The 14243-nt window shown below is 38.1% G+C and carries 14 protein-coding genes and 1 pseudogene; all 15 read right to left on the bottom strand.

The genetic code is table 11. The features are described 5' to 3' along the window. Positions 1-2: 2 nt before the first annotated feature. On the bottom strand, positions 3-803 hold the full coding sequence (gene murI, locus ABIL69_07995) for a glutamate racemase (GenBank protein ID MEO0123927.1): 801 nt from the start codon (positions 801-803) through the stop codon (positions 3-5). Further along, positions 800-2146 (bottom strand): N-acetylmuramoyl-L-alanine amidase, encoded by a 1347-nt coding sequence (locus ABIL69_07990; protein ID MEO0123926.1) that lies wholly within the window; start codon positions 2144-2146, stop codon positions 800-802. Before ABIL69_07990 ends, murI begins: the two co-directional genes overlap by 4 nt. Then, positions 2143-2592, bottom strand: coding sequence for an SsrA-binding protein SmpB (gene smpB / locus ABIL69_07985; protein ID MEO0123925.1), 450 nt, complete (start codon positions 2590-2592; stop codon positions 2143-2145). The genes ABIL69_07990 and smpB overlap by 4 nt, the downstream gene beginning before the upstream one ends. Positions 2593-2716: 124 nt before the next feature. Then, the gene (locus tag ABIL69_07980) at positions 2717-3694 is read right to left on the bottom strand and encodes a beta-ketoacyl-ACP synthase III (GenBank protein MEO0123924.1); all 978 of its coding nucleotides are present in this window, start codon (positions 3692-3694) and stop codon (positions 2717-2719) included. Further along, the gene (plsX, locus tag ABIL69_07975) at positions 3691-4659 is read right to left on the bottom strand and encodes a phosphate acyltransferase PlsX (GenBank protein MEO0123923.1); all 969 of its coding nucleotides are present in this window, start codon (positions 4657-4659) and stop codon (positions 3691-3693) included. Before plsX ends, ABIL69_07980 begins: the two co-directional genes overlap by 4 nt. Positions 4660-4739: 80 nt before the next feature. Continuing rightward, positions 4740-4928, bottom strand: a complete 189-nt coding sequence (rpmF, locus tag ABIL69_07970; protein MEO0123922.1) for a 50S ribosomal protein L32 — start codon at positions 4926-4928, stop codon at positions 4740-4742. A gap of 15 nt (positions 4929-4943) precedes the next feature. Beyond that, positions 4944-6740 (bottom strand): glutamate mutase L, encoded by a 1797-nt coding sequence (locus tag ABIL69_07965; protein MEO0123921.1) that lies wholly within the window; start codon positions 6738-6740, stop codon positions 4944-4946. Beyond that, positions 6703-7023 (bottom strand): hypothetical protein, encoded by a 321-nt coding sequence (locus ABIL69_07960; GenBank protein ID MEO0123920.1) that lies wholly within the window; start codon positions 7021-7023, stop codon positions 6703-6705. Before ABIL69_07960 ends, ABIL69_07965 begins: the two co-directional genes overlap by 38 nt. Further along, complete coding sequence (gene gcvPB, locus ABIL69_07955; protein MEO0123919.1) at positions 7011-8438, bottom strand: aminomethyl-transferring glycine dehydrogenase subunit GcvPB; 1428 nt, start codon at positions 8436-8438, stop codon at positions 7011-7013. Before gcvPB ends, ABIL69_07960 begins: the two co-directional genes overlap by 13 nt. Next, the gene (locus tag ABIL69_07950) at positions 8438-8632 is read right to left on the bottom strand and encodes a DUF6485 family protein (GenBank protein MEO0123918.1); all 195 of its coding nucleotides are present in this window, start codon (positions 8630-8632) and stop codon (positions 8438-8440) included. The genes gcvPB and ABIL69_07950 overlap by 1 nt, the downstream gene beginning before the upstream one ends. 123 nt (positions 8633-8755) lie before the next feature. Next, positions 8756-9790 (bottom strand): diaminopimelate dehydrogenase, encoded by a 1035-nt coding sequence (locus ABIL69_07945; protein ID MEO0123917.1) that lies wholly within the window; start codon positions 9788-9790, stop codon positions 8756-8758. A gap of 1 nt (position 9791) precedes the next feature. Beyond that, positions 9792-11036 carry an ACT domain-containing protein gene (locus ABIL69_07940; protein ID MEO0123916.1) on the bottom strand — a complete coding sequence of 415 codons (1245 nt, stop codon included), beginning with the start codon at positions 11034-11036 and terminating at the stop codon, positions 9792-9794. Next, positions 11023-12240: a diaminopimelate decarboxylase gene (lysA, locus tag ABIL69_07935; GenBank protein MEO0123915.1), complete on the bottom strand. Its 1218-nt coding sequence runs from the start codon at positions 12238-12240 to the stop codon at positions 11023-11025. The genes ABIL69_07940 and lysA overlap by 14 nt, the downstream gene beginning before the upstream one ends. A gap of 899 nt (positions 12241-13139) precedes the next feature. Beyond that, positions 13140-13979 (bottom strand): annotated as a pseudogene (locus tag ABIL69_07930) (RHS repeat-associated core domain-containing protein). A gap of 12 nt (positions 13980-13991) precedes the next feature. Beyond that, the coding region (locus ABIL69_07925; GenBank protein ID MEO0123914.1) for an RHS domain-containing protein at positions 13992-14243 on the bottom strand (252 nt) is incomplete at its 5' end.

The following is a 14243-nucleotide window of genomic DNA, read 5'->3' as shown; positions in this document are numbered from 1 at the left end:
CTTTATGTTGAACTCAATCCAGCCCGAAAATAATTTTTCAAAGGCTCACCCAAAAACCTCTCGGCAATCTCTTTAAAGTTCATTGAGAAGTCAGTTAAATATACAGTGATATTACCTTCACCTGAAGGATTTAATAAATTTTTTTCAGCAAGTAAAGAACCAAGTTCCCTGCTTAATTCCTGTGATGCGTCAACATAATTTATATCACCTAAAATTCTTTTTATCACATTTAACAATAATGGAAAGTGTGTACAGCCAAGTAGTAAGGTATCAATGCGATCTTTTTTTAGTGGTTCAAGATATTCCCGGGCGATCATTTCTGTAACTGGATGGTCTATAAATCCCTCTTCTACGAGAGGAACGAATAAAGGACAGGGTCTACCAATAACCTCAATATCGGTTGACAACTCCTGAAATGCCTTTTCATAAGCACCGCTCTGAATGGTTAATGTTGTTCCAATGACACCAATCTTTTTATTTTTCGTCAATTCAAGTGCCCTTTTTGCACCGGGTTTTACAACTCCAATAATCGGAATATTAAACTCTCTCTGGAGTACCTCAAGGGCAACTGAGGTAGAAGAATAACAGGCAATAACGATAAATTTTACACCCCGCGCCAGCAGGAATTTTGTATTTTCGCGTGAGAATTGTATAATTGCATCAAATGACTTTGTGCCATAAGGAAGGCGAGCAGTATCACCGAGATAAATTATATCTTCTTTCGGAAGTGTTTTTCTAATTTCTCTAACCACGGTGAGTCCGCCTATCCCTGAATCAAATACACCAATTGGAGAGTTATTCAATGGTTTAGCCTCCTTTCATATCTTGTGATAAAATCCTTTAATCCACAAAATACTGCATAGGCAATTTTTTGTTTAAATTCTTTCTGTCTCAATAGTTTTTCTTCTTCTGGATTAGAGATGAATGCACATTCAACCAATACTGCAGGCATAAATGCACCCCTTAAAACATAAAAACCTGCTTGATTTACCCCTCGTGCTGGAATATTGAGGAGTTTTTCTGCACTTGTTTGTATTGCCTCAGCAAGATTATTTGATTCCTCAAGAAATAAACTCTGGGCAAGGTCATAGAGAATAAAATTTATATCACCTGAAATTTTCATTTCTTCATCGAACATCAAAGAGGCATTCTCCATTGCAGCAACCGCGCGTTCCTCATTGGTTCTTGCCTCCGAAAGAAAATAAGTTTCAAATCCACGTGCCTGCCTGCTCTTTGGTGAGGCATTGCAATGGATGCTCACAAAGATATCTGCCGCATTTCTGTTGGCAAAACTCGTCCTTGCCTTTAAAGATAAATATTGATCCTTATCCCTTGTCAATAAAACTTTAACTTTTAAACTATCTTCAATAAATTTTTTCAATATCTTTGAAATATCAAGGTTCGCATCCTTCTCGTACAAACCATTCTTTCCAACTGCCCCAGGATCAATTCCACCATGCCCAGGGTCAAGAACAATTAATTCCACCCTTTTTGCAACCTTTTTATAAAAAACAATCTCGTTTTCCCTTTCCAGACAGGCATTTATATCTACTAAATCCAATTCTATTCTGGTGTATGTCTTAAATGGCTGTAGATTTAAAGATTTAATCGCACCTTTTGGTTTTAATTTTGTCTTTTCTTTATATTCTCCGTCAAGTTCAATAATCGTCTGTTGGGGTGAAAACTGGACATCAAATTCCACAGGTGTTTTCCAGTAAAATTTTAGAATTGTGGAATCACCTCGGGTGATTAGTTCAATTTTATCAATCAATGGGATTTCTTCTATTTTTTTCAAAAAAATTAGTTTTTTAAGTTTTGAACCGATTATGTCTGTTATCATAAATGCAGGGAGATATAAATCTTCATTGAAATAGTGGGGTGGAAATGGTATAGAGAAATATATTGTATCATACTTTATAACCGAAATATCTGATGTTATTTGAATTCTGTGTTCTTCTGAGGAAATTAAACATCGTTGATGAACTTTATCAAGGACATAATTTATTTCACACAATTCAGCAATTGGCTTCAATGGTAAATAATCCTGTCCTTCAATAAACTCACTTTGAATTATGGAGGAGTTATTTTCATATACAATTTCATATTTTTGGAACAAATTAAATAATAATAAAAATATTATATTCATCGGTTCAAACTTTTAATCTTCTTCAAATCCTTTTTTGCCTCTTCGCGTAGGATTTTTTCTTTTTTATCATATAATCTTTTGCGTTTACATACACCAATCGTCACTTTTGCATATCCTCGTTCATTAAAATAAATTTTTAAAGGGATCAAAAGATTTCCTTTTTGAGTGATAATACCATATAATTTTTTGATTTCATCTTTATTTAAAAGTAACTTTCTCTTTCGCCGCGGGTCAGGGGTGGAAATGGTGCTGAAGCGATAAGGTGTAATATGGAGATTGTATAAAAATACCTCACCATTTTTAACCTCGGCATAGGCGTCGCTCAAAGAGACCTCGCCCAAACGTAATGCTTTGACTTCGCTTCCTTTCAATACCATACCTGCTTCGTAAGTATCAATTATTTCATATAAATGACTGGCCTTGCGATTCGTGCTAACGACTTTCATTAAATATTATAGCAGACAATCACAGAAAAGTCAAGAAATAGAGCATTAGAATTTTTTTGATAAAGAATTACGGGTTCAAACAGACAACAGATTATATTTTATGGGCAAGTGTATTAAAAATAGGTTATATTTTTATTAAAACCCCGCCCCAGGTGAAACCAGCACCAAATGCCACCATAAGTACATAATCATTCTTCTTTATCCTACCTTCCTGGAGGGCTTCAGCAAGGGCAATAGGTATTGATGCGGCAGATGTATTACCGTATTTATCAAGATTCACATATACTTTTTCCATTGGTATATCAAGCCTTTTTGCCGTTGCTTCAATAATTCTAATGTTTGCCTGATGGGGAATTAGCAATGCAACATCCTTTGATGAAAGATTGGCTTTTTTTAGCGTATTTACCGCTGATTCAATCATTGCACGCACGGCAAGTTTGAAAACCTCATTACCTTCCATTTTTATATAGTGCAATCTATTCTTTACCGAATCCTCTGAGGCGGGAATTCTTGAACCACCAGCAGGTTGATGGAGTAATTTCCAATCTGAACCATCCGCAGCGAAATATGAAGCAATTATTCCATGGCTGTCGTCGTTATTCTTTTTTACAATTACCGCGCCGGCACCGTCACCAAATAATACACAGGTAGCACGGTCAGTAAAATCAGTCACCTTACTCAATGTTTCGGCGCCAATCACAAGGACATTATCATAGCCGTTTTTTACCATAGAATCTGCAATACCCAAGCCATATAGAAATCCACTACAACCCGCAGATATATCAAATGACATAATCTGGCGTGCACCGATCTGACTCTGCACAAGGCAGGCAGTGGATGGAAATAGCATATCGGGTGTGGCGGTACCAAGGATTATCGCATCTATTTCTTTCGGATCAATGCCTGCATTTTCGATTGCCTTCTTCGCCGCAATGACAGCAAGGTCGCTCGTCGCTGTTTTTTGGTCAGCAATATGTCTCTCCCTGATTCCTGAACGGGTTCTAATCCACTCATCTGAAGTTTCAACAATTTTTTCAAGATCAAAATTGGTTAAAACTTTTTCTGGTACATATATTCCAATTCCTGCAATATATGCTCTCATTTTTTTATCACCTTTTTTATTTCTTCAGTAATGTTAAATTCTACACATTTCTTTGCCATAATTATGGCATTTTTTAAGGCAAGTGGTGAAGAATGACCATGGCAGATTATTACCACGCCATTTACACCGAGTAATATACCACCGCCGTATTCTTCATAACTGAATTTTGCCTTTAAATCATTCATTGCTGGTTTGACAAGGAATTGACCAAATTTTCTGCGCATTGCTGCATCCACAGTTTCTTTTAACATATGCCACAATGCATCAATAATACCTTCAGAGTATTTTAATAAAACATTGCCGGTGAAACCATCTGTCACAATTACATCAACGAAACCCTTCATAAGATTGTTACCTTCTATATTCCCCACAAAATTTCCACAACCATCTTTCAACATTTGATATGCCTTCTGTCTAATCTCGTCGCCCTTCACGCTCTCTGACCCAATGTTTAATAACCCTATTCTTGGATTTTCTTTTCCTAAAATAATTCGTGCTAAAATTGAACCCATAATACCATAATACAATAAATCAACCGGTCTTGGTTTGACATTTGCACCAACATCAATCAAAACTGAATATCCCGATTCTGTAGGTAAGGTTATAGCAAGTCCGGGCTTCGCATTTTCTTCAATCGTGCCCAATTCAAAGAAACTGAATCCCATTATTGCGCCGGTATTTCCTGCGCTCACGATGCTGTCGATCTCTTTGTTTTTCAACATAGAAAAAAGTAAGCCTAACGAAGAATTTTTTTTCTGCTTCACTGCTACCGTAGGAATTTCATGCATGCCAATGACTTCTTCAGCAATCCGATATTCAAATCCCAGATTTTGGACTTCCATTTCATAATCGCCTTTACCGGCAACAACGAGTTCCTGTTTTATATCATCCTTAATAAGTTTCAATGCTTCAATCTCAACCTTTGGTGAACCATCAGAGCCCATTAAATCAAAGCCAATCTTCATTTTTCACTCCGTCTTGATAACATAACTATACCCCGAGTAGAATGTATAATCTATCGCCTTCATAATACAATGTAAATTTCTTATGTTTTTTCTTCTTTGGGGGCTACAACCAACGAGTCTTTGTATGTGCCACAGACCGGGCATACCCTGTGGGGTAGTTTTGGACTGTGGCATTTTGGACATTCGATATATTGCAAAGGCTTCATCTTGAACTGAGAACGTCTTTTATTTTTCCTTGAATGCGAATGTCGTCTTTTGGGTACAGGCATAAAATATACTCCTTTCTATTTATCTGGATACATATTGACTGCCTTGAACCATTTATTGAGAAGTTCAATCCGTTTTTTCTTATCCTCGGGAAGAATAAATGGTCTGCCACGACAATCAATAATAATGCCAACCACACCACCTTGTAAGACTGTTTCCACAACCTTTCCTTTTCCATTACCGACATCAAAACCACGTTCAGGATGTAGAATAATTTTCACTTTTTTATCAACCGGCACGGGAATGAGTTCGATATCACCGAATTTTATGGTCTTTTCGCTCGTTCCTTTCTCGTCTTCAATCTTTACTTTTAAAACATTTATACCTTCGCGCCCCTCGCCAACCGGGGCAATGCAATATCCTAATGGAACAAGACAATCTTTATTAAAAACCTCAGTTGCTGATCGTTCATGGACAGTGGAAAGCACACCGAGATGGGGCATCATAAAGATTGAATCAACCGCAAGTTTTGTGATCCCCTGGGGCAAAAATGCATCAATCATCATCAATGCTGATTGATTTCTCCTTGGTGCATGCGAAAGTATACCACCAGAACCGATCAAAAGATTCAGTGCCATAAGGTCAATCAAAGTCTCACCGGTCATTGTCTGGGCAAATGTATCAGAGATGGTCCTTTCCTGCTGAACTCCCTTTAATCCCACAGCCATAGACTTATGTTGTTCAAAGGCAAGCCTTAATGCCTCGCGTGCGATTGCCTGTTCAATCTTCAAATCATCAAGGGTATGAGGAATAGTTGTTGGTCTAATCATCTTATTTCTTATTCTATTTCTAAGATCTCTTTCCTCGATCTCAAAAGGAAGCCAGCGTATTATATTCTCTATGCCAGTCTCAGCGAGGACATTGCTTATTGAATAAGACATTCCGAGGTTTGCACTAACCGTTCTGTTAAAGACACCTTGAAAAACTGAAAAGACATCAGTCGTTGCACCACCAATATCAACACCAATCACTGTAATATTTTCTTTTCGGGCAACCGTTTCAACGAGGAGCCCAACTGCACCTGGTGTGGGCATAATTGGGACATCGGTCATTTCCATAAGTTTTTTATATCCCGGTGCATGTGCCATCACATGTTCCATAAACTGATCGTGAATTTTATGACGGGCTGGATTTAGGTTTTCCCGTTCCAGCACCGGTCTGATGTTTTCAACGATTACCAGTGCGGTATTCTCTTTCAGTATATCAAGTATTGCCTGACGCGCATCCTTATTCCCCGCATATATCACAGGCAATCTATAACCGACACCAAAGCGCGGCTTGGGGTCTGCTGCTTTAATTAATTCAGCAAGTTCAACAACATGGGATATCGTTCCACCATCAACCCCGCCCGAAAGGAGAATCATATCGGGCCTTAAATTTCTAATCCGCTCAATCTTTTCATGAGGCAACCTACCATCATTGGATGCAATTACATCCATTACAATTGCACCGGCACCGAGTGCGGCTCGGGCCGCACTCTCGGCGGTCATTGTCAGCACTACGCCCGCCACCATCATCTGAAGACCACCACCAGCACTGGAAGTGGAGACATAAAAATCCACCCCCTCGGAACCATTAACACCCTTTATTATTCTCTCGCCATCAAGAATCTTTACATTCGCAAGTTCCTCAACCTCACGCACTGCATTGAGTACTCCTTTTGTTACATCTTCAAACGGTGATTCAACGGTAGTAGGTGCCTCACCACGAACAATGAGACGATATTCATCTCCTCTTTTCTCAATTAAAATTGCCTTGGTCGTAGTGCTTCCGCAATCAGTTGCCAGAATTCTTTTTGGCTCTTTTATCTCCATGTCGTTCCTCCTCAAGGTGTTCAATTGCACATATCAATTTTTCAATATTATTTCGGTCTTCAAGCATTGCAGTAATCTCTTCATATTCCTGATAAGAAAAAAATGCGCGATAAAATGGTTGCATAAATATCATTAACTGATTACCCAAAAAGGTTAGGGGTTTTGAAGACTCAAGAAAAACAATAGCTACCGGGGATAATCGTAAATCCACAACTTTCTGGGCAATTTTGTTTATCAAAAAAATTTTTCTTTCCTCGGTTATTTCAAATCTCACTTCTGCCATTTTAATTTTAAATCCTTTACTGCCTTAACTTCATCAAGACGGCGAACCGGTGTATTATGGGGAGCAGACTTTAGAATATCGGGATTTTCTTTTGCCTCTTTACTTATCTGTATCATTGTTTCAATAAATTTTTCAATTGTCTGCAGTGATTCACTCTCCGTTGGTTCAATCATCAATGCCTCACTCACAATTAACGGAAAATATACAGTTGGTGCATGAAATCCAAAATCTAAAAGGCGCTTGGCAACATCAAGGGTTTTTATTCCATTGTCTTTTAAATTTTTGCCTGAAAGCACGCCTTCATGCATGCAGAAACCTGGATAAGGCAGATGGTAATAATCTTTTAAACTCTGAATTATATAATTTGCGTTTAATATTGCAGAGCGGGAAATAGAATTTAATCCATTTTCACCAACCATTCTAATAAAAGTATAGGCACGCACCATAACAAGAAAATTACCATAATAGGATTGGACTTTACCAATCGTATCAGGAATGTCATAGTCAAAATAATAATAACCGTCTTTTTCTTTTATAACCGGCACCGGTAAAAATGGTTCAAGTAGAGTGCGAACCGCTACCGGTCCTGACCCAGGACCACCACCACCATGTGGAGTTGAAAATGTCTTGTGTAGATTGAAATGGACTGCATCAAAACCTAAATCTCCAGCCCGCACCAGACCGAGGAGTGCATTCAAGTTAGCACCGTCAAGATATAAAAGTCCTCCCTTAGAATGAACGATCTCAGAAATTATTTTAATATTCTTTTCAAATAATCCAAGGGTATTCGGGTTTGTAAGCATTAACCCCGCAACCTCGGGGGTCATAAGTTCATCAAGTTTCTTGATATCAACTAACCCCTGTTGATCAGAACTTAGGGTGAGAGGTTTGAATCCCGAAAAATTGACACTGGCAGGATTGGTGCCATGGGCAGAATCCGGAATCAGAATATACTTTCTTGGCTCACCTTTTTTATTAAAATATGCCTTGAACATACTGATTGCGGTAAATTCACCATGCGCGCCCGCGGCAGGCTGTAGTGTAATCCCGTCAAGATTTACGATCTTTTTTAAATACTCTCCGAGTTCATACATTAATTTCAAGGCACCCTGGACGGTTTTTTCGGGCTGTAACGGATGGAGATGGGCAAAACCAGGATAACGGCAGGTTTCTTCATTTATTTTTGGGTTGTATTTCATTGTGCAGGAACCGAGGGGGTAAAATCCTTTGTCAACATGATGGTTAAGGGTTGATAGATTGACAAAATGTCGCATAATCTCCGGTTCACTAACCTCGGGTAATTCAGCAAATACCCTGCGTTGATATTTTTCAGGTAATTTATACTCAGGAACATCCAGGGATGGTAAAGAATAACCTTTTCTCCCTGATTTTGAAGTCTCAAATATAAGTTCCATTAACACTCCACGGTTTTAATAAATCTTTTAAAAGACCGGTCATAGGTCCTTTCAACTTCGGGTGGAAAACAGCATGCAGGGAGTTCATTATGCTTTAAATGATAGCGCAAACAATCACAGCACCTGCCCTTTCTTGAGCAGGGTTCGTAGGTGCAGGTGCAATCCTTCTTATTCTTATCTAAATTGCAATCCATAGGTAATTATATCCAATTTTATACTGGTGTCAATAATTATCTATTTTCTTTACTTTTGTCCAAGAAATCGTTTTTATCTCCCACCTTAAAATAATTTTTATTGAAATCCGAACGATTTATTCTTTACATATAATTTTGAAGCAGTTCGGAGATTGAATGCGCTGAATAATAAGAGGGTGGAATTTCTAACATAGTAAGTGCACCGTATCTTTTCTCTTTATTCAGTCTAAAACAAGCCCTGGCACAGGCAATAAGGATGCTTGCGGTTGCCTCAGGATTGCTATCCCAGATACAACGATATTCAATCACTGCTTTATTATTTCTGCCTGTCTTACCCGAAAGTATTACTGAACCACAATGTGGAAAACCATTATGCTTTCTATTCAGGATTTTTTCGGAGATAAATATTATTTTGGTATCATAGTCCGCAAAATAATTGGGCATCTGTTTTATATTTCTTTCTATCTCTTTTTGATCGGCATCCTTGTGGGCAACAACATAAACAACCCTTTTATGCATCATTTTGGGTTTCAATTCAGGTTTATTACCTTTTCTGACTTCTGCCAGCGCCCTTTTTATCGGGATTGTGTATGAGCGGGCATCAAGCACACCGGGAATCTGACGGACTGCGTCGGAATGACCCTGGCTAACACCAGGTCCCCAAAAGGTATAAATTTTGCATTCCGGAATAAAGGTATCTGCCATTACCCTTTCCAAGGAAAATGTTCCCGGATCCCATCCTGCAGAAATGATTGATGTATGGCGATTCAATCGGGCTACCTTATTCATATGCTGATAATAATCAAGAATACGTCGGTGTGTATCAAAACTATCAACCGTATTGAAAAATTGTGCGAAATATAAGCCCTGTCCATGTGAATAGGGGTCTGAAATCCGTACCGTGCTTAACTCTTTATTATTGCCTGAACCAAAGATATCCTCTTTTGAGCCCCCACATAGTACTGCTACATCGGCAAGAATATCAAATTTTTCAAATGAAAATACCGGGATATCTTTTTCTATTTTTTTCACTGCCTCAGGCCTGCGCGTTATGATCTCAACAAGTTCCATATCTGGATTTTTTTCAATTGCCAGTTTAACACTTTTGCCAAGGTTCCCATAACCAATTATTGCAATCTTTATTTTATTTTTTTCCATTTTACTCCTTCCTGAATAATTGGTTGATAAAATTGTATGCCTTAACTTTATCCTGGGATTCAACGAATACCATAATATCGGTATGGACCGTTAAAATTTCCCAGATATTGATCTTTTCACGGGAAATCGGTGTAACTATCTTTTTTATAGCACCTGGTTCATTGATAAATTTCAAACTTCTTATCACAATCTTTGCAATCCCCTTTTTCAGGTTTAATGCCTTAAGACTTTTGATCTTTAAAATGAGGGGGGAAAGTATTTCGTAAGCCTTTTCTGACTTGTCTTCCTCAACATAAATTGCCAGGAGATTATCAGAAATAGTAATTGAATGGATAGCAATCTTTTTTTCGGTCAGTGCATTTGAAACATTGCTCAAAATCCCTAATGTCTCTGGAATTTTTTCACCAATAAAAGTCAATACACCGAAAGTTTTTTCAGAAAGGGTGATAGAGACTTCTTTATCAAAAAGAATCTCAGTACCACCATTTTCTATATTTATACTATCATTGGCAATTACCCGCAATTTAGGAAGATTTTTTCTATGCTTTAAGGAGATTGGATTCAAGACCTGGGCACCGGATGCAGCAAGGGCACCAAGTTCTGCCCAGGAAAGTCTTTTTATCATCTTGGTATTTGAAACAATCTTGGGGTCTACACTCAAGATTCCTCCTACATCCTTTACTAAAATGAGTTCTTTTGCCTCTAATAGTTCAGCAACGATTAATGCTGAGATATCGCTTCCGCCCCTGCCCAGGGTCACGGTGTTATTTTTTTCATCCTGGGCAATAAATCCCGGGATTACAACTATTTTATTTTTATTCAGCAGGGGAGTTAGATATCTTTTAGCAATATTTTTTGATTTAGGCAGGAGTTTAAATTCCCTTTTTTCATTTATTTTTTGTGCACTGAGTTGAGATTTTGATTCGAGTCTTATATGTATGGGCCATTCATCCATTCCTGGAATAACTGCCTTTACTTCAGCGCCAAGGTATTTGAAGACCGATTCAAATATCATTGCTGCTTGAATCTCGCCCATACCTACAAACCTTTCAAAATTATAGAAATCAGGCTCAGGAACAGCCGTGGTGTAAACCTTTATCAATTCATCGGTCTTACCTTTTATTGCTGAGGTTACAAGGCAAATTTTTGTATTCTTAAATTTTAGAATCAACTGGGCAATTTTTAAGAAGTCCTCGGGCTTTGAAAGGACCGATCCGCCAACCTTAAATACTTTAATATTGTTCATTCTCAATCAACCCCCTTAATGCTTGTTTTTTTCTTATCAATCTTATTTTATTATCGACGAAAAATTCTGCAGGTAATGGTCTGCCATTATATGTAGAAGCCATTGTCCTGGTATAAGCACCGGAATTATGTATCAAGAGATAATCGCCTATATCAAGTTCAGGAAGATTGAATACCCCAAATTCATCTGCATTTTCACATAATGGACCCGTAACCCTCACCTTAAATTGTTTACCTTTTTTCTCAAATAAAGGGTTAATATGATGGTATGCATCATAAAGGGCGGGTCTTGGATTTTCAGTCATACCCGCATCAATCATATAGATAGGCAGACGATTCCTTTGTTTCTTGTCAATTAACCTTGTCAGTATATATCCAGCATTTGCCACAAAAAATCTGCCTGGTTCAAGCAGTATCTCGACATTATATTTTTGTTTCAGCGCCTTATAACAATCTACTATTGGTTTGAAATTCAATGGTTTTTCTTCAGGTGTATAAGGGACACCAAATCCGCCACCGAGGTTTACCGCAGAAATATTAAATCCATTTTTTCTGAAAAATTGAATTGCCTCAACGACCTTTTTGCTTGCATCTATGAAAGGCTTGGGAGATAGAATCTGTGAGCCAATGTGACAATGGATTCCGATCAAATCCACAAACCTGAATTTTTTTGTGATTTTGACAACCTCGGGAAGTTCCTCCATTCTGATACCAAATTTACTCGCCTCTGAACCTGTTGAAAGATGGGGATGGGTCTTGGGAAATATCCCGGGATTTATGCGGACAAACGCCTTTATTTTCTTCCCGATTTTTTGAGCAACTTTTTCAAGGAAAATTGCCTGGTTTATACTCTCAAAATTGAAGAATCTTACTCCATTTTCACGGGCATAAAGTATCTCATCTTCTTTTCTTGCAACATTATTGTAGAGTATCTCATCACCCTTAAATCCTGCCTTTTTGCAGATATATATCTCACCCGGTGACACAACTTCAGCGCCAATACCTTTACTTCTTATCAATCTCAGAATTGCTATATTAGTATTTGCTTTTACTGCAAAAAACAAACGGGCGATACCCTTGAAATTTCTTTTAAGAATTTCAATATTCTCCTCTATCTTTTCCCTGTCGTAGATATAACAGGGGGTATCAATATTACTTTCAAATTTCAGATATCGCTTCAATGTCGCCAACCATTTCTGTTCCATCAAACCTCCTTTTAATCAGGGAATAAAAAAGCCCACCTTCTGGTGGGCTTCTCGTCCATTTAAATATCTATTCATGGGAACGAAAAGCCCCTTCCCTTCATAACCTTCTTCATCCAGTATCTCTTAAAATTTTTCATCATTGTGGAGTATATTCAATTTTTGAAAAATGTCAAGAATTAGTTGCACTGAGTCCTCTCCACATTTTTATAAAATGTTTTATTTAGCGACAATAAAACCTATGGGCAAAATTGGTAAAGGTATCCAAATAATTCCAGTGTAGGGCGAGGTTTTCTTCAAGAACCGATGGTTCTTTCAGAACCAGAGGTTAGCCTTGCAAAAATAGAAAATGCAAACCTAACACAACCTTAAATAATCTGTATCATCTGTAAAATTTATGTAGAAAGTAGAAATCTGACCCCCCGCCTACAGCTGTCTTTCACTTGTCCTTATCTCTAAATACTATAACGCTGTCAATCGTCTGTAGGAATATGTCCAAAGGAGGTCTCCCGGGGTAAGGAATTTTCCAAAGAGGCGGAAAGACATGCTTATATATAACAGAATCATTTATTCGAGCAGTAACTTGATACCTATGATAGAAAATAGTATCACGACTAATACTATCATAATAAGGTGCTAAGCCGAAACGTCTACCTTCATTAAAAGAATAAAGAGTCAAATACGGCTCTTTCCAGAATTCTAGTCTCCAACGCTCAATGCTGTTTTGCTTCAATGTCGTTACAACCAACGTATCAACAGATAAGACAATGGAAGAATCGGTATAATTTTCAAAAACTATAGATCCCAGGTTTGGGGGACATTCTACAACTCCCATAGACAAGAAAGCCATTATTATTAGAATGGAATTTCTTAGACATTTTATTTTGTATTTACCATTCATTCTAACCTCCATCCTCTCTTCTCCTCGCTTCAATTTCAAATGGATTGTTCCAATAAAACCAGTACCAAAACCCTCCTCCACTTGATAAAATAGGATCTCTCCAGAAATGACCACCAAGATTAATTCCACCAGCACTCCCGTAGAGCAAAGGAAATAAAGCCCCAAACTTATCAAATTGTGCTACATGAGTCATTTCATGTGCAAGCGTGCGTGCATCTAACTGACCAACACCAATAATTGTATGGCCTATGGTAATCCCGCCAAATCCAAGTTTGCCAAGAAGCCTGGCAAATCCTTTTTTACTTTCAATAATTGCTACATCGTTTTTAATTGTCGGTAAATCAAATGACAAAAGACCAAGCCCTAAACCTAAATAAGTGAATGGAATTGTTGAAGTATAAGTAACAAAACCCAATAAACCACCTATCAATTCACCTAATGAACCTGGGCTAAGCACTATCCATTCCCTATTATATGGATCCCAGCATCTATACAAACCATCACCTAATGGTATTATCTCCCGATCTGGAGTGGCCCAGAAGTCAGGGTCTAATTCGGCGGATGAACCTAAAAACCAATTCTTTGGCACCCAGCCAGTATAACAGTGCGTCATTCCTGCCTTCCATATACCATAATCCTTCATAAACCAATATTTCTCTTCCATTTCAATGTCGCTAAATTTTTCTCCGGTCGGGTCGGTGAATTTTAGTGGGTTGTTGGAACAATACGCATATGGTGAGCTACCATTTTTGTCATCTATTGGATCTAATGTCATAAACCTGCCAATTTGCGAATCATAATACCGCTGGCAGAAGTAGTTGAGATCGCTTTCTGAATCAAGTTCCTTCCCTGCCTAACCCGTTAGAAGCGATATTCTTTCTAACGGGGTAAATCCATGGACATTGCCACTCCCTGCCAGCATCTCACCAAAGGGTTGATAGGCATCGGTCCAGACCACATTTACAGATTTCTTCGTCATCTTTCTCGGCGAACCCAATGCATCACAATGATACCACATTGTATCCGCACCAGCAGTATAGTAAAATCCGAAATACGAATTTCGAAATCCGAAACAAATTCCAAATTCAAAATTCCAAACTGAATA

The sequence above is a fragment of the candidate division WOR-3 bacterium genome (assembly GCA_039802005.1).
GTDB lineage: Bacteria > Hydrothermota > Tepidihabitantia > SM23-42 > JAOAFX01 > JAOAFX01.
Note: the sequence above shows the minus strand (reverse complement) of the source record. Positions and strands in the feature narration are given on the sequence as shown.